The 17,376-nt window shown below is 70.5% G+C and carries 8 protein-coding genes; 6 read left to right on the top strand and 2 right to left on the bottom strand.

The genetic code is table 11. The features are described 5' to 3' along the window. Window positions 1–33 precede the first annotated feature (33 nt). Window positions 34–1,527: a helix-turn-helix domain-containing protein gene (locus BDK92_RS18700; RefSeq protein WP_170208611.1), complete on the top strand. Its 1,494-nt coding sequence runs from the start codon at window positions 34–36 to the stop codon at window positions 1,525–1,527. On the opposite strand, the gene BDK92_RS18695 is transcribed toward BDK92_RS18700, so the two are convergent. Then, window positions 1,454–1,726 carry a YbaB/EbfC family nucleoid-associated protein gene (locus BDK92_RS18695; protein WP_147457045.1) on the bottom strand — a complete coding sequence of 91 codons (273 nt, stop codon included), beginning with the start codon at window positions 1,724–1,726 and terminating at the stop codon, window positions 1,454–1,456. The genes BDK92_RS18700 and BDK92_RS18695 overlap by 74 nt on opposite strands. 432 nt (window positions 1,727–2,158) lie before the next feature. Here BDK92_RS18695 and BDK92_RS18690 point away from each other — a divergent pair, with 432 nt between their 5' ends. The 5 genes from BDK92_RS18690 to BDK92_RS18670 all read left to right on the top strand — a co-directional run bounded on the left by BDK92_RS18690 (window position 2,159) and on the right by BDK92_RS18670 (window position 17,036). Then, entirely contained in the window at window positions 2,159–2,836 is a 678-nt protein-coding gene (locus BDK92_RS18690; protein ID WP_121157868.1) for a response regulator transcription factor, read from the top strand. 186 nt (window positions 2,837–3,022) lie between these two features. After that, window positions 3,023–3,376 (top strand): WXG100 family type VII secretion target, encoded by a 354-nt coding sequence (locus tag BDK92_RS18685; protein WP_121157867.1) that lies wholly within the window; start codon window positions 3,023–3,025, stop codon window positions 3,374–3,376. A gap of 46 nt (window positions 3,377–3,422) precedes the next feature. Next, a complete protein-coding gene (locus BDK92_RS18680) occupies window positions 3,423–3,743 on the top strand; it encodes a WXG100 family type VII secretion target (protein WP_121157866.1) in 321 nt (106 codons plus the stop codon). Then, the gene (locus tag BDK92_RS18675) at window positions 3,743–5,113 is read left to right on the top strand and encodes an EsaB/YukD family protein (protein ID WP_121157865.1); all 1,371 of its coding nucleotides are present in this window, start codon (window positions 3,743–3,745) and stop codon (window positions 5,111–5,113) included. The genes BDK92_RS18680 and BDK92_RS18675 overlap by 1 nt, the downstream gene beginning before the upstream one ends. A gap of 88 nt (window positions 5,114–5,201) precedes the next feature. Then, the gene (locus BDK92_RS18670) at window positions 5,202–17,036 is read left to right on the top strand and encodes a hypothetical protein (RefSeq protein WP_121157864.1); all 11,835 of its coding nucleotides are present in this window, start codon (window positions 5,202–5,204) and stop codon (window positions 17,034–17,036) included. A 42-nt stretch (window positions 17,037–17,078) separates the two neighbouring features. On the opposite strand, the gene BDK92_RS18665 is transcribed toward BDK92_RS18670, so the two are convergent. After that, complete coding sequence (locus BDK92_RS18665; RefSeq protein WP_121157863.1) at window positions 17,079–17,321, bottom strand: glutaredoxin family protein; 243 nt, start codon at window positions 17,319–17,321, stop codon at window positions 17,079–17,081. Window positions 17,322–17,376: the final 55 nt, after the last annotated feature.

Here is a 17,376-nt window from a genome sequence, read left to right as displayed (position 1 = left end):
ATGACGAATGCCGGGACTAGGATTGTTCATTCAATGAACCATCGACAGAGACAGCACAAGACGGTGACGGACTCCGCGCCCCGCCGGGCCGAGGACGACCCTTACGGTCGATGGCCATCCACATTGGATGCGGCAACCCCACGGCACCCGGCCAGCTTCGGCGAACGGCTCCGCGAGGCGCGGCGACGCACCGGCCTGACCCAGGAGGAGCTTTGCCTCCGCTCCGGTCTCGGCGTGCGTACGGTCGGTGACCTTGAACGCGACCGCATCAGCCGACCCCACCGCCGCACCATTGACGCCCTGGTCGGGGCACTGGACCTACAGGGCACGGAGCGTGAGGCGTTCCGCGCCGCCGCCCGTGCCGGCCGCCAGCCGCCGACCCGGCCCGTCCCGCCCAGCCGGGCCGTCACCTGGAGCCTGCCGCCCGACCTCGGCGACTTCGTCGGGCGCGGGGCCGAGTGGAACCAGCTCCTCGCCTACCTCGGTGACCCCGACGACGACACCCGCCGGGCCAGCCGGCCGGTGGTCGTCTACGGTCCTCCCGGCGCGGGCAAGACCTGTTTCGCCGTCCACGCCGGTTACCGCCTCACCGAGCGGTTTCCGGACGGCCAGATTTTCGTGGACCTGCACGGCCTCGACCCGCAGCGGCGCGACTGCAACGAGGTGTTGGGCCTGCTGCTGCGCAACCTCGACCTGCCGGAGTCGCAGTTGCCGCCCTCCGTCGAGCAACGCAGCGCGATGTTGCGGGCGTTGACCCGGGACCGGGCGATGCTCTTCGTGCTCGACAACGCCGCGGACGAGGCGCAGGTACGGCCCCTGCTGACCGACAGCCAACGGTCGATGGTCATCGTCACCAGCCGACGTACCCTGGCCGGTCTGGACGCCGGCTGCCGGATCTCGGTCGGCGGTCTCGACCTGGCCGAATCTATGACGTTGCTGGGCCTGATCGCCGGCCCCAACCGGGTGGCGGCCCAGCGGACCGAGGCGGCCGAGGTGGCCCGACTCTGCGGTTACCTGCCGCTCACGTTGCGGATCGCCGGCAACCGGTTGGCCGTTCGCCCGCAGTGGGCGGTCGGTGATCTCGCCAGACGGCTCGGCGACGACCGCTGTCGACTGTCCCAGCTGGTCGCCGGCGACCTCGCGGTCCGCCCCATCCTGGAGATGTCGTACCAGCAGCTGAGCCTCACCGCCCAGCGGATGTTCCGGCGGCTCTCCCTGGCCCCCGGCGGGATCGCGTCGGTGGCGGTCGCGGCGATGCTGATGGAGTCGGACCAGGACCAGGCGGAACTCGTACTCGAGGAACTCGTCGACGCCAGCATGATCACGTCAACCTGGTCGACGTCCCGCTATCAACTGCACGAGCCGTTGCGACTGCTCGCCCGGGAGATGCTCTACGCGCAGGAGCCGGTGAACGTTGTCGCCAGACTCGCCGCACAGCTCGCCGGGTCGGGCTTCACCTCGGCGGTGACGCTATTTCACCTATTACTTTTTCCATCGCCTGATTCATTGGACCAGTCCGGCGCATGAGCAGTTCGGCGGAGCGCACCTCGCAGTCCTGCACCGCGGCGAGCACCTGAGCGGCGAGGCGGGTGGAGTCCTGCCCCATCGCGGTCGGATCGATGGTCAGCGCGGCCAGTTTGCCGGAGCGCATGGTCGCCCGTACCAGCCCGTCCGGTGATCCGCCGTACACGTCGGCCGCCGCGAACTCCTCCTGGGTCCGCTGCATGTCGGCAGTCAGCTGCGAAAGGTGCTCTGTCAGCTGACGAAAGTCGGGGAGTCCACCGCTGGTCACCGTTCAGGTCTATCCGGTACGCCAACGGCCTCACCAGTACCTGTTCTGGGACGTCGGACGGGACACACGGCGGGCTCCTCAGCCGCTATCGTCGGTAATCAGACCCAGGTCCGGTGATTGACCCGTGACCCCTTGTGCGCAAGCCCCACAATGACCGCCGGCACCCGGCGGATCTGGCGGCAGATTCGGCGGATTCGCCAGTTCCGTGGGTGATCTCGCCTGGGCGACGCCCACCGAACGACGTTGCATGGACAGGGACGTCGTTTCGGGGTCCCGATCGCTCGTCGTCGCCACCCACCGGTGGACCGCCGGGTGGGTGGTAACGGGGGCGGCGCAAGCCGGAGGAGTCTGCCGGGGGGCACACTTATGAATATCGTCGACGAATCGACGTACGCAGCGACCGGGGACCAGGCTGGTCCGATCGGGCTCGCCGTCGTCTCGGGCAACCCCATCATCCGCAGTGGCCTCGCGCACGTACTGGCCGACGCGCCAGGGGTGACGGTGCGCTGCGACGTCGACTCGATCACCGCGATACCGGTCCGCGACGACCCGCCCGCACTGGTCGTCCTCGACCTGTACGGACACCGCGGCGCGCGGCTCGGCGCGAGCTTCTGGGCATTGCTGCCCCCGGGCAGTCGCGCCATCGCGCTGTGCCGGCCGGAGGACCCGCCGAACCTGCCGGCCGCCATGCAGGGCGGTGCGCACGCCTTCCTGACCAGGGAATCCGACACCGAGGAGCTACTGCTCGCGGTCGAGACGGCCCGCCAGGGCGGCCTGCACGTCTCCGCCGTCCTCCTCGGACACCTGGTCACCCAGACCGCGCCGGAACCGACCAGCCGGCAGCCCCAGCTCGCCAGCCGCGAAATCGAAACCCTGCAGTGGGTCGCCAAGGGTCTGACCCATGGACAGATCAGCCGGCGCATGGGTCTCACCGAGTCGACGGTCAGCACCTACGTCAAGCGGATCCGCACCAAACTCAACGCCGGCAACAAGGCCGAGCTCACCCGGCGGGCGATCGAACTGGGGTACGTCGTCACGGGGTGACCCACGCACCGTAGCGATCGGGCGAAGGGGACATCCGATCTGGTACTCGCCCTTGGTCCGACCCCGGTGTGAGCCTTGTGCTGGGACCGTCGGCCCTGTCCTTGTGGTCAGACCTGGCAGGGACACCGGGACAACCCGATGGTGCCGGACGAAGAGAACATCGGCCGCACTTCCTCAGGAGAAGTCATGACCACCCCAGGCTTCAACGTCACGCCGGAAATGGTGCACAGCGCCTCGGTGAGCTGCAATCAGACCGCCGAGGAGATCGCCCGGCAGCTCAGTGCGCTGCGAACCTACGTGGTCAGCCTGGAGGGGAACTGGCGCGGCATCGCGCAGGACACCTTCCAGGAGCTGATGAACGACTACGACGTCTACTCGCGGATGATGCACGACGCGCTGACCGACATCTCCCTGGGCCTTCAGGGCAACCAGGTCAACTACACCGACGCGGAGATGCAGAACATCCGCAACCTGCAACCGGTCGACGGCCAACTGATGCCCGGGCAGCCCGGCTTCGAACTGCCGCCGGCCCGCTTCTGACCACCTGACCTCGGCCGACCCCACCCTTGCAGCGAGGAGAGAGAACATGGACAGCAGCGGCATCGACTCCCGCGAAATCGCCGTACCGCTCGACCTGGAACACGCCGGGCCGTACATCAACAGTGTGGCGTTCACGATCAGCGACGACCTGACCCGGCTTCGCAACCAGCTCCAACCGGTTCTGGACAGCTGGAGCGGCGAGGCCCAGACGTACTACGCCGGACTGCAGAACGAGTGGAACATCGCCGCCGAAGGGCTGTTGGGTCCGGAGGGCGTACTCGGCCAGATCGCCCAGGCGATGAACGTGACCTGGAGCAACTACACCGAGTGCGAGTGGGCCAACGTACAGACCTGGCAACACCACTGATGTCACAGCCACGTTGCCTCGTCACCGTGGTCGGTACGCGTAAGCAGGTCGACCTGGCCGTACCGGCCGACGCGCCGATCGCCGAATACTCGGACCTGCTGGCGCGGCTGGTCGGCCAGGAGTCCGACGAAGCGCTGCCGGCGGTCTGGAGCCTGGCCCCGACCGGATCGCCACCGCTGCCGGTGACCGCCTCACTCGCCAGCGTCGGCGTCGTCGACGGCACTCTGCTCTACCTCCGGGACACGCTCGCCAGCGAGGCGGACGAGCCGGTGGTACGGAGCGTCTGGGAGGTCGTCAACGACCTCGGTAACTCCGGTCGGGGGCCGCGCTGGGACGTCCGCGCCAAGGGCCGGGTCGCGATGCTGCTCGCCGCCGGTTGGCTCGTCGTCGCCCTGGGCTACCTGGGATTCACCGGTCAGCACCCCCTTCTTGTCGAGGCGCTGACCGCGGTCGTCGGCATCGGGCTCGCGGTCACCGCCCGGCTGCTGCAGCCGTACCCCCGGGTCCTGCCGCACGGGCTCCGGGTGCTGCTGGGCTGCGCCGTCATCCCCAGCATGATCATGGTCGCGGTGCTGAGTCTGGGCGACCCCACGTGGGACGCGGCCCACCTCGTCTACGCCGAGATCGGCGCGGTACTCGGGCTGATCATCGCCCTGATCGCCGTACCCGGTGTGCTGCTCGCCGCCGTGACGCTGCTGGTCGTACTCGCCGGCGCCATCACCACGGTGGTCCTGGCCTTCGGTGCCACCCCGGCCGCCGCGGCCGGCACGGTCGTCACCGCCGGCACCTTGTTCCTCGCCGTCGCACCGCGCGTCGCCGGCCTGCTCACCGCCGCCTCCTGGCTACGGATGTCGTCCGCATCGGTCGAACCGCAGGCCGACCCCGACCACCTCGCCGGTCGGGTGAGCCGGGCCCGGCACACCCTCCTGCTGCTGATGGGCGTCACCTCGGCCATCGTCGCCGTGGCGCAACTCGTACTGGTACGCGAGGCATCGGCCTTCGCCATCGCGCTCACCGCGGTCGCGACCGTCGCCCTCTTCGTCCGGGCCGGCACGTTCGAATTCATGACCGAGGCGATCGGCCCCGTGCTGGCCGCCCTCGCCGGCACCTTCGGCCTGCTCGCCACGCTCGCCCACTGGTCCGCGACCGCCCCTCTGGTCGTGCCGCTGATGCTGATCGTGGGCGTGGCGGCACTCGGCGTCGGACTACCGGTCCTGCTCTGGCGAGCCGGCACGACCGCCGAACCGGATGACAATCGACCGTCCCGGCTCCGACCGTTGCTGACGGTCTGCCAGCTCGCCCTGCCGCCGCTACTGCTCGGCGTCTACGGCGTCTACGGCCTGCTCTGGGGACTCGGCCGGAACTTCTGACCGCTGCCACGGCACGGGCGCAACGACCTCGACACCTTGAAGGGGCACCGATGAATGCCTTCCGTCAGACCGGTGCGACGGTGATCCGGTGAGCGAGGGCACGCCGACGCTGCCGCCCGGGACCGACCTCGGCGGCCCCCCTGCCGGCAGCGGGAACTCCGCCACACCCCGCCGGTTGTCGAACCGGTGGGGCCGGACCGTCGGCCTCTCCTTCGGTGGCCCCGACACCGACCTGGCCGATCTGGTGGCGGAATGGATCGCCGCCTGCGACCGCGCGTACGCCCGCCACTACGAGGCAGCATCCGCTGGCGGAGCGGCCCGTTTCCGGGACCTCACCGTGCCCTGGGTGGCGGACACCCGCGCGTTCGCGATCGTGGCGCCGACGTCCGTCGACGGCATCACCCTCGCCCGCCTGGTGGTCGACGAGGGCGCCTTCGCCCGCGAGTACGCCGACCCCGACCTGCCCGTACGGTCCATCGCGGTGATCGACGGGAGCGTCGGAGCCGACTTCGGCACCGAGATGCGGGCCCTCGGCTTCGACGTGACCGTGTACACGTCCTCGACGACGAGCGGCGTCGTCCGACAGGGCGCCGACCCGACGTACCCCCAGGGCGGTTTTGTCGTCGAGGCCGGGGGCCACTTCGACGTCTTCGGTGAGCTGACCCGCTCGCAGGCGGACATCATCACCCGGGAACTCGTGCAGGCGCAGCGCCTCGGTTGGCGCTACCAGACGACGATCACCGCCGACGGCCTGCCGATCCCGCTGAACGACCGGGTGGGCACGCTCGCACTGGTCGACGAGGCGTACGCCGCCGCCCGCGACCAGCTCGCACATGACCCCTCCCGACTCGACCTCGTCGGGTTGACCACGACGGCGGGCCGGCACGAGCACCCGGACATCGTGGTCCGGACCGTCGCGGGAATGCTGCGCGCCGAGTCACGGCTGGAGCAGGTACGGCACGTGGTCGACCTGTCCCGCGACGACTCCGGACTGTGGCATGCCGCCCCGGTACCGCTGCACCTGCGGCGGATGTACACGGCGACCGGCCATCACACCGCCGACGGCGACCGGCCGGTGCGCTTCGGCACGGGACTCCCGCTCCTCTCCGACGACGCCATCGGCCTGCCCGCCCGGCTGACCGTGCCGTTCACCGACGCACAGGAGGATCCCCGCTCGTCCGTGGAACTGGTCGCCACTGCGTTGTGGCTGGCGGAGACGGCCTTCGACAGGTTCAGGTCAGCCGAGGGTCGGCGGTTGCCGGTCGTACGGACCGGTGGCGCGGGCGCCCGTCAGGCCATGGTGACGCGGGAATCACTACGCGGGTTGGTGACGGAGAACCTGCACGGGCTCGGCATCGGGCCGGGGGAGGCCGAGCGGCTGACCGGCCGGATGTTCACCGGTCCGCTGCACACCGGGTCAACCGCGACCCCGCTCGCCGACGGCGGACGGGACGCGCGGGCCGTCGTCGACGTGTCGGAAGACCCGGCACCGCCGGTGACCGGCTTCGGCCACTCGGCCCCGGCGGCCGACCCGCCGGCCGACATCGCCCCGGAGCAGGTGGCACTGGCGCTGTTCCGCACCGCCGTCCGCCGCGAACTGACCGCCCGCGAGTTGCTGCCGCCCGCGTCCGGGGCGGACCCCCGGGCGACGGACCGGGCCCGCGCCGAGGCGGTCCGCGCCCACCGCCTCGATCCCGTGGACAGGCTGCTGCTCGCCGACACCGTGCGCGACTCCGGCAGCACCATCGCCGCCGAGAACGCGGCACTTCTGGCCCTGCGGTCCGTGGAGGCGTCCTCCCAGGCGCACGGCCACACCCTCTCCGTACCCGAGCTGCGGGCCACGATCGACGCACTACCGCCCGGGGGCACCGCGGATCCGACCGGCACTCCGACCAGGGTGGACCGGCTGGCCGCGGTCGTCGGCCTCGCCACCACCCTGCACCGCGACGGTCTGATCGCCGCCGGCACCGCCGATGACCTCGCCCCCCTGACCGAGCGGGCGCTGACGGCAGCCGCCCCGATGGGCGGCTGGGCCCGGGTGGAATCACTGGCCGGGCTCGCCCGTGACGTGGGCCGTCCCGGCCGGGTCGACACGAACGGCGCCCCCACCGGGAACGGCCCCCGGCTCGCGCTGGTCGTGCTGCGGATGCCGGGCGACCGGGACGACCACGTTGTCGCAATGGTCGCCACCACGGCCGGTGTGCGCTGGGTCGATCCGCTGCACCGCCGGCTCTACCCGGCCAACGAGATCCCCGAAGAGGTACGCACCGCCGTCGGAGCCACGGCGATGGTGGTCGACACGGACGGCCGGGTACAGCCGGCCGGTGACGCCACCTGGTCGGCCCCCGAGTCCACCGGCACCGCAGCGGCGCCGCTCGTACCGGCGTCGGTCGGTGCCCCGCTCGGCGGTGGCGTGCTGCACGTGATCAACGACCTCGTCGACAACATGGACGAGGAGAACGGCTACCAGGTCGCCGCCGCCCTGCGGTTCGGTCACCTGGTGGCGGGGCACCTGGTGGCCGCGAGGACCGGCGGGACGCCCTCGGTGGAGGCGGTCGCCGCCCTCGCCGGGGTGTCCCGGTCGGTCGCCGCCACCGTCGAACTGATGGCCCTGCTGCACGTGCAGCTCTCCGGCGTACTCGCCACCCAGGCGAACCCGGGCGGGGCGGTGAGGTCCGCCATGGCGGTGCTCGCCCGGCAGTCGATGCTCGCCCAGTGGGAAGCCGCCGGAGACGACCTGCAGGACTTCTTCGCCCAGCACGCGACCGTCATCCGCGACCTCTTCGCGGCCAGCTTCGCCGAGGACTTCCCGGACTTCGCCGCCGACCTGCGGGCGGAGCGTGGCCTGCCGGACGACGCCGAGGTGGATCTGTGGTCGGTGCTGATCCTCGACGAGCACACCGGGACGCCGATCACCACCGCCGGGCAGTTCATCGCGGAACTGCTCCACCCGGACCCGGCGGCGCCCCGAATCGACCCTCGGGCGTTCGACATCGCGCTCGCGGTCGGCGGCGCCGGCCTGGATCTCTCCCGTGGACCGCAGTACCCGGAACTGGTCGACGACCTCGACAACGCCCTGCGGTCGGCGCTCGACCGGCTCGCCATCGACTCCGTCGCGGCCTGGCCGGTCCCGCCAAACCCGGAGGAGGACTGGCCGGTCCTGACCGACCAGCCGGCCGACGTACTGCCGCACGGACCGGAGAACCCGTCCGAGAGCGTGCCGATCGCGTTGGTGCACCTGAGCGAGGTGCTGGGCCGGTCCGTCAACCGGCCGTACGACGGTCGGGGTGAGACCGCTGGACAACATCAGCTACGGGCCGGGTGGACGGTCGCCGACGAGGTCACCGCGCTGTTCGCGAGCGAGCTCGCCGGTGGGGCCGTACCGCCGGAGGCGCTGCCGGCCCTGATGGAGATCGAGGCGGTCGCGGCGCTGCACGGCTACCTGCTGCTGACGACGCAGCTGACCGCCGCCGCGGCCGCCCCGCAGGGCCTCACAAACGGGTACGCGGTAGCGGTGCTGCCACTGCTCCCGCCTGCTCAGATACACGCCGCGTTGCCCGAGTCGGCAGTCCGGTTCGTCGCCGCGCACCTCGACGAGATTCGGGACCGGGTCACGGGCCAGCTCGCCGACACCACGCGCGGCGACGGTCGTGACCCACTACGGGAGCCGCTGCGGGGGCACCCGGCCGGCACCATCGGAGACCTGCTCGACCTCCTGCTCACCGGGCGCGGCCCCGACATCGACCTGCACCAGGCGATGCGTCTGCCCGCCCCGCCGGCAAGCACCCGGCCGGTGGTGGCGGACCGGGGCGCTATCCCGGTCCAGCTCTTTACGGTCGGGCCGGACGGAACGACAACCCCGGTCGATCCCGGCAACGGTGGTTTCACCGCGGCGGAGTTCGGCCCGGACAGCACCACCGCCCTGGCAGTGGAGGAACTGGCGCACACGGCCGACGGCCGGGAACATCAACGACGGGTGCTGGACGCGGCGCGGCGGGCGCACACCGGCGAGCTCGGCGAGGCCGGCCAGGCCACCCTCACACTCCTGGGCGCGGCACGGGATCTCGCCCGAGAGCCGTCAGGCCCCGGAGCCCGTCACGAACCGCTGACGACCGCGCAAGCGGTCACGGTGCTGACCGCGATCGGCCGCACCGACTCCGGCCACCGGGCCGCCACGGCTGCGGCCGAAGCCCTGTCCGCGCTGCGCGGGCTCGCCGGTCGGCTCGGCGCCGCAGGGCCTGGCGTCGCTGACCCCGTCACCCGCGTCACTGCGGCGTTGCCCCCCGTCATGGACCGGCTGAGGGTCGTGGCCGGCGGGCAACTGCCGGTGGACGACCCCGCGTCGGCCGGGCAGACGCCGCCACCGGCAGCCGCCGAATCGGTCCTGACCAGCCCGGAGGGCGGGGGCGGCAGCCGGACGGAGGATCGGCGGCCCGCCATGTGGGGCGGGGCTCCGTCCCGCCCGTCCGGCACCGCGCCCGAACCCGCCCGGGCCGGCAGCTCGACCGGCCCGGGCACCACGGCCGGTGCCGAGTTGCAGGCGGCCCGCACAGTCGCGCTGACCCACCACCGCAGCCGCGTACCGTCACCGACGGTGGATCCGCCGCCCGTCGTCGGTCGCCTGACCCCGGCCGAGGCGCGTCGCGCCCAGGTCGGGTGGCCGGACGGTTCCGCCTGGGACCACCTGCTGATCACCGCGGCGCCGTTCGGATACGTCGCGTACTCGCCGTACCGGTCCAACGGGCCACAGCACCCCGGCCTGATCTACGTCGAACAACTGGGCTGGCATCTGCCGCCGGAGACCGATCACATCCAGCCGGTACGAGGCACCGTGACGATCGCGGTGGCCGCCTCACCGGATCTGGCACCGTACGCGATCGCCGACGTACTGGCCCAGATCGTCGACCGGGTGTACGGCACCGGCCCGGTACCGCCGCTTCGTGTGCTGGTGCCGGGCGTCAACGGCGAGAACCTCGTACTGCGCCACCTCGCGGGTCGGTTGCCCGGGGCGGACGTGATCGGTCCGCGCGGTGACTGGGCCGTCAGGCACGACGGGACTCTGCTCGACCCGACCAACCCGACGGCTGGCTGGGGTCGCTACCGTACCGGTCGGGATCCGGTGGCCGCGCCATCCCAGGCGGCCCCCACGGCGCCGGGTGTCGGCGCCCGGCCCACACCGGTGGGCACCCCCCGGCAGCGCGTTGCCGACTGGGTCTTCCTCACCCTGGCCACCGCCGATGCCCATCCGGTACGGCGGATGGGCCGGTTGCACCGGGCGTTCTACGGCGTCGCCGTCACCACGGACAACCCTTCCGAGTTTGCGGACCGGCTCGGTGGTGGGTGGACGGCGGCTCCGCTCGGTGCCGTGGCGGCGGACGTCACCCGGCTCGGGCCAGGCAGCACGGCGTTCGTCGACCTGGGCGATGACGGTGTCGCGGCGGTCCGCAACGAGGCCGGAAGCATCCTCTTCATCGAGCTGCGCAACGGCGCGGTGACGGCGATAGGCGACGGGCAGGACCCCACCCGACAGGTGAACGCCCTGGTACTCGACCCGGCCGGCCGGCCGGAGCGGCAGTCGGGGCGGGGCGGCGGCACCCCGGCCACGGACTCCGGTGGGCAGTCGCCCATCGACGAGGCCATGTCCGAGCCTTTCCTGTGGGAGCAGGGGTCGGTCACCGTCGACCTTCCCGGGATGGCCCAGATCGTGGCCGGCCCGCAGCGGGATGTCCCGCGACTGTTCGGTCCGAACCTGCGCCAGGTTCTCCACACGGCGCGGGCGAGGAACGCCGAATGGGATCCCGGAGAGCCCTCGGGGATCACGGCCATCGACAGATGGGACTCCGGGTTCGTCCGGCCACCCACGGTGCCGGTGCTACGGCAGATCCGCAACATCGCCCAGGCCGCGACAGCGGACGATGCGATGGAGTCGCTGCTGGCCAGGCTTGTGCCGGACGACGAGGACGAGCCGGCACCCCAGCGGTTGTCGATCCGGGTGGTGGTCCGGGCGCAGGGCTCCGTCGCCGAGACCGAGGCGTTGGGGAACTGGGCCGCCGGAGTGCTGCGGCACCGGCTCGCGGAGGGCTTCGCCCGCTGGTCGCAGCGCAACGACGATTCACCGACGCCGGCGTTCGTCGTCGATTACGTCGTCGACCCATGGTCGTACCTCAGCAACGCCGAGCGGGACTCGCTGGAGATCCGGTTCCTGGGATTCCAGCCGGAGCCAGCAGGCACAGCGGGCTCGTCGGCGTCGTCGGACGGATCGGTGGACGAGGGTGGCCGTTCGCTGCCGGACGGCACCACGACGGTCCGGGCGTGGTTCAGGGCGGGCGTTCCCGCCTCCGCCAGCGAGCAGGATCTCAATAATCTGGTCGTCGGGACCGCGCGGCGGGTCGAGACGGCTGGTGCGGCCGGTACGGCACCGGTACGGATCTCCGTCGTGCTTCGCCACCGGCCGGGTGGCAGTGCTAGCTCCGGTGCCGAGGGCAGGGCACAGGCGGTCGCAGACCGATTGCGTGGGCTCGTCTCACGGAACGTTGGACAGGCTGCCGGGTCCCCCCGGCGGCGCGACGAACTCATGGGCTTCCTCACGATCGATGTGGCGGCCCGCGCCGACAACACCGTCGTCACCAGCGGCGGCGCCGACCTGGTGGAGATCCACCTGCCGCCGGAGCCGGCACCCGCTCCTCTCGCCGACCACACCAACCCGGTGGTCGACTACCTCAGCACCTGGCGTTACCGCACCGACTGGGCCTCCACGAACGGCTGGTGGACGCTGTCCCGCCCGATCCAGGACGTACCACGGCTCATCTCCGAGCTGCCGGCCTCGTCGTTCCGCACGGTCCGCGCCAACAATCCGGAGGCGGTCGAGCCGGTCGGCGAACCCGGTCCACCCGTCACCGTCCGTCCTTCCGCGGTGCGGTACGACGTTGCCCGGGTGCGAGTGTCCGCCCAGCCAGGGGAGGCGCCGCGGACGCTGCGCGTCTTCCAACTGCGGCTCGCCCTACAACCCGGTCCCGGTGTCACCGAGCGGCAGTTGACCGCGCTACGACAGGCCGCGACGAACGCCGCCGCCATGGTCTTCAACAACCAGTTCCAGCTCCCCGGGCCCGACTCGGATCAGTTCCACGTCGACCTGCGGTTCACCGAACCGGAGAACGCGCATCACGTCATCGACGTGGCCGCCCATGCGCCTGGTGGTCGGGTCCTGGCGGACTCCGGAGGCTGGTCGGTAGCGGTTCTGACCATGCCGGAGGCCCGCCGCACAGCCCTGTTGGCCCACGAGATGTCACACCTGCTGGGGACGGTCGACGAGTACATCGACCCGAGCGTGGGTGTCGGACGACCGTCTGCCTTCTTCCGTCGCCCGACACCCGAGGACAATCTGCCGCGTATGCCGAGGCGGACCGCGCTGCCTCAGCTCATGGGTGCGCTCCGCAGCGAACGACAGACCGCCGAGGCTCGACCGAACTGGTTCTCCCCCCGGTATCTCCTGTACGTGACGCTCGCGCAGGAGAGCGCCGTACCGGCACCGGTCACCGACGTACGGTGGAACGGCCGTCAACTGCTCCTCGGACAGGTTCCGGTCGACACGTGGTCACGCCCGGCGCAGGCCCGCACGATCATCCGTGACCTGCTGACCCAACCGAGGCACGACCAGTCGTACCCGGTGGATCGCCGGACCGCGCTGGCCCTTAACGACGAGCGGTATCGCCGCGACCTGACCAACGCGGTGGCGACCCTCTCGCACGACGAGGGGCATCCCCGTTACCAGGGGAACGCCTTCCTGGTCCTGGTCGACAGCGAACTCGCCCCCTTCCAAGCCGCGGTGAGCGGCGCGCCAGCGGACCGCCCCGCTCTGGTAGCCACCGGACGGGCGCCGGCACCCGTACAGCCCGACCAGATCCTGGTGGTGATCCGGGGCCTCACCCACGGCCTCGACGCCAGGGCGGCGGCGGCGGACGCCGTCCTCATCCCCGCGCGGATTCCACTGCGGTACGTCGGGCAGGGGACGCAGTCCGGGCAGCGGGTGTTGATGCTCGAGCAGTCCGGCCCTCCGCTGCCCCTTCCGGCACCGCCGAGCGAGGCGATGGAGGAGGCGGCGGAGCGGACGGACGCACCCGCCATCATCGAGGCGGCCGAGGACGAGACGACGTCGGCCGCTGCCGACCCGGCGGACGACCTCCGAACGCCGGGGAAGCCGGAACCCGATCCGGCACCACGCCGCGCCGCACCGGAACAGCCGCTGCTACCACCAGCGAACTTCGGCGTCATCCGGCGACCGACGCCGCCTGCGGCGGTGGCAGAGACCTCGACGTCCGCCCCGCAGACCGGTGGCATGGCGGCCTCAGCCCCCATGACGGGCGCGATCGAAGGAACAAACCCGTTCCCCACCACGGCGATGTCGGCGACGGCGGTCGCGATCCTGCACCGGGCACTCGACGTGACATCGATCGGGGCCGGTGGTCGCGGCTCTGACCTCGCCGAATGGATCCGCGAGGTGGAGCGTCCGGTCGACGACCCCCAAGTCGCCGACTGCGTACCCCTGGCGTGGGCGGCGTACGTCGTCCGGTACGGGCGTAGGGGTAATCGCGCCGCGACGGACTCGCTGACCTCACCACGGTTCACCGACTTCACCCACACACTGGACGGCACCTTCGTCACGGAGTTCGACCCGGCCGCACTGGTCGACACGCTGCCTCCTGGTCACTCGGTGCTGGTTCACGAGCGATTCCACCGTCCGCACGTCTTCTGGCTGATGGCCGATGAGCAGCCGGACGAGAACGGCCGCGCCGTGGTACGCGTGGTGGACGTACAGACGCCGGGTCAGTACCACCCCTTCGTCCTCGGCGAGGACAACTGGTCCCGGGCGCTCGATGCGCCGGGCACGCGGGTCATGTACTTCGACAGCGCCGGTCGCCCGCTCGCGGAACTCCCGGCGGCCACCACGACGCCAGCCGCCGCTGGTACGGGTCGTGCGGGTCTGGCCACCGAGGCACTGCTGGATGGTTGGTCGCGCGGGGAGCCCGGGGGCCTACGATCCGAATTCGTACGGAACAACGCTCCTGTCGCGGGGTACCTGACCTGGCGGGGGCCACTGTCCCAGTTGGCTCGCCACCTCGCCGGCGTGGATGCCGCAAACCCGCTCCGGCTGAGCACATCGCCACCGAGAATTCTCCCGCAGGGTGCGCACCTTGTCGAAGTGACGGTCGGTCCCGGTGCGGCCCTGACCGCGAGCAACCTACGAAGCGGCTCCATGTCCGTGAGCCGAGACCGGTTTGCCGAGGTCCTGGTTGTTGCTGTCTCACAGGGAGGCACCTTCAGTCGTACGTCCATTTCCGCTCCGGAAGTTCAAGGACGGACTTTCGCGGAGCTGGCCGCCGGCCGACTCGGGACGGCGCCGATCAATGATCCGGGTCTGACTCCCGCCCGAGAACCTCGAATTCCGCACGAGCACCTGAAGTGGTGGCGCTCACGACGCAACCGGATATTGAGCGTGATCCAAAAGCCGATCGCGCGCGCCGGCCCCCTCGACTGGTGGGCCAAGGACAAAGATGGCTTCTACCTGGAAAACACAGAAGGGACATACTTCAAGCAGGAAATCGGCATCACCTACAAGGCGCAGGAAGAGCAGAGCGACGCCCCTTGGCCGAACGTGGTGTTCGATGGCACGTACATACTCCGCACCAAAAGACAGAACGGGGCTGCCCGTCACGAGACACGACGCCTTCCCTTCAATATTGACGAACACACGTTTTTTGTCGAGATACACGCGAACCAGTTCGACTTCGGCGCCGCCACCACGCGAGGCGAAGGCGGTTCTGGCCTACAGCGGATCATGCCGACATACCGGGTCATCGACGGTGAGCGACTTGGACGGGAAGTCCTTTCGGACCCGCGCTACCAGCGTGCGGTACGAGAACATGGAGACCGTCTTCGCGTAGTGCTGTTCGCGTGCGTCGCTCTGCCGAACAGTCAGGAATTCGCCCGGACCCTCGGCCGACCGGTCTGGGCGACGAACGGGACGGCTGTGGTCGGGCCGATGGGCGGACGACAGTCAATAGGCCTGGAAATGCGAGAAGGGGATCACGAGCCCAGATTCTTCCTCGTCGCACCATCCGGACAACTATATCTGTCACCTCACACCAGCATCGAAGACGTGGAAGCCAGGATGTCCAGTCTGGACCTGGATAACCTGACCTTCGCGGTTGACAATGTTGAGGATGATTCCAACAGTCTGACCGAGCCCTATGGCCGGAACCCTGACCTACGGCCAGGGCCGGCCGGCTCGATAGACCCGGGGTTCACCCGCGAACAGTTCGCGGCCGACCTGTTGAACCAGTTGCGAGCAGCAGATTCGGCACACTCCAGCGCAGGAGCGCGACACATAGAGCGAGTACAGCGGGCAATCGACTGGTGGAACGGTTCGGGCTCCGCTGATTCCTTCAGCGGGGTGGTCGCCGGCGTCCGATACATCGAGGCCGCCAACGGGATGGACTATTACGGTCGCACGCTGCTTTCCGCGGAGGCCGCCGCAACTGTCCTCGTCGGCATGCACGCGACCACCGAACAGAACCCCACCGGCCGGACCCGGGATCGCATGGGTTCAGCGCTCGAGGAGTTGCGGCGACTGCGGCATGAACTTCGGCGCGTGCCGGCGCCTCCCCACTCCGAACTACAACGAATCATCGCGGCCGTGCTGGCGAACATCCCCGCGCTGGAGGGTCGCCTGACACCAGGCCAGAACCCCCCGCAGTGGATGGACGGCATCGGCGATGCCAACCTGCCGAGGGTTGCCGAGTTGCTGCCTTCTCGCACGGGCGGGTGGCTGGCAGACGGGGCCGAGGTCGTGATCAGGGACCTCGATGGCACTCGTTCCGGCGTGGCGTTGTTGTCGGATGACGTGCGGGCGAGGCTGTCGATGGGGAGTCTGCTCCCCGGTGGTGAGAGCTTCGTCGTGCTGGTCCTGGGTGCCGAGGGTGCCGAGGGTCGGGGCCGGTTGGTACGGGTGCCCGTCGTACACCCTGACGGCTCCGCTGGCGAGGTGCTGTTCACGGCCGAACAGCTGGCCCTGGTGCTGAGAGACCGAGGTTCAGCCGGTCAGGATCTGTCGTTGGTTGCCTGTGACACCGGGCTGCTGCCGGGCGGATTCGCTCAGGAGCTGGCCGACGCGACCGGCCGGAACGTGTCCGCGCCACAGGAGCAGGTAGCCGTGGGTTTCCCGGGCCTCGGCAGTGAGATCGTCTCGGCGACAGGTCTGCCCTGGCTGCTGTTTGTGCCGCACGGCGTGGGCGGCGCCGGATGGGACGTCATAAACGACGAGATCATCGGTAATGCCGCCGGCAGGGGCACGACGGATGAGGTCCCCGCTGTGGGGCGCGCGTTCGACGGGATCAGCGCGCTCACCGCACCGGAGACCGGTGGCGTGGCCGGTGCGGCTCCCGAGGTGCCGACGAACGTCCGTACCCTGCTGGGGTTGGCTCACCGGGCCGCGACCAGCGGCGGCGGTTCGCCAGCCACGGCGGGTTCGCAGACACTGGTGCGGTTCCTCGACCGCCGGTTCCCGATGGGCATCCGCCTCGATCCGGCGGACGAGAGCGCCTACCGGGAGGACGTCGGCAACTGGTTCGACGAGGCGGTCCGGGAGGTGACGACCGGGGTGCAGCGGCCCGAATCCTGGCGGAGTGTGACCACCGCCCTTGAACGGGCCGGGACCGACGGTGTGGTGCTGATCCTGCCCGACGGCAATCACCACGCGTCCGTCCTGGAGTTCGGCGACGACGGGCAGATCTGGCAGATCGCGTTCGCACCGAACGGACCGACGCCCGTGCCGGTGCAGATCGCGACCAGTGACCAGCCGCCACCTCAACGGATCATGGTCTTCAACAAGTGCAACACGGTGCTGGGAGCGCCGGGCCCTCGCTGACGGGCGCGCTCGGCGCACGGGGGTAAGGAAGGGCGGCTACGGCTACGAACCGGCGCTCGGTGCTGGGCGGGAAGCCAGGTCACGTTCCAGGCGGTCCTCCTCGACCTTCCAGTAGCCATGCTCTCTGCCGTCGAGCAGAACCACCGGTACACGCAGGCCGTACTCGTCCTCCAACTCGGCGTCGCCGGTCACGTCGACCTCGGTCCACGCCTCACCGGTACGCCGCTCGACCCGAGCCATCGCCTCCTTGGCCAGGTCGCACAGGCGACAACCGGCCCGGACCATCAGCGTCAACCTCGCCACAGACCTCTCCTTTCTCGCCGTGGCAGCGTGTCGACGC

The sequence above is a fragment of the Micromonospora pisi genome (genome assembly GCF_003633685.1).
Classification (GTDB): Bacteria; Actinomycetota; Actinomycetes; order Mycobacteriales; family Micromonosporaceae; genus Micromonospora_G; species Micromonospora_G pisi.
Note: the sequence above shows the minus strand (reverse complement) of the source record. Positions and strands in the feature narration are given on the sequence as shown.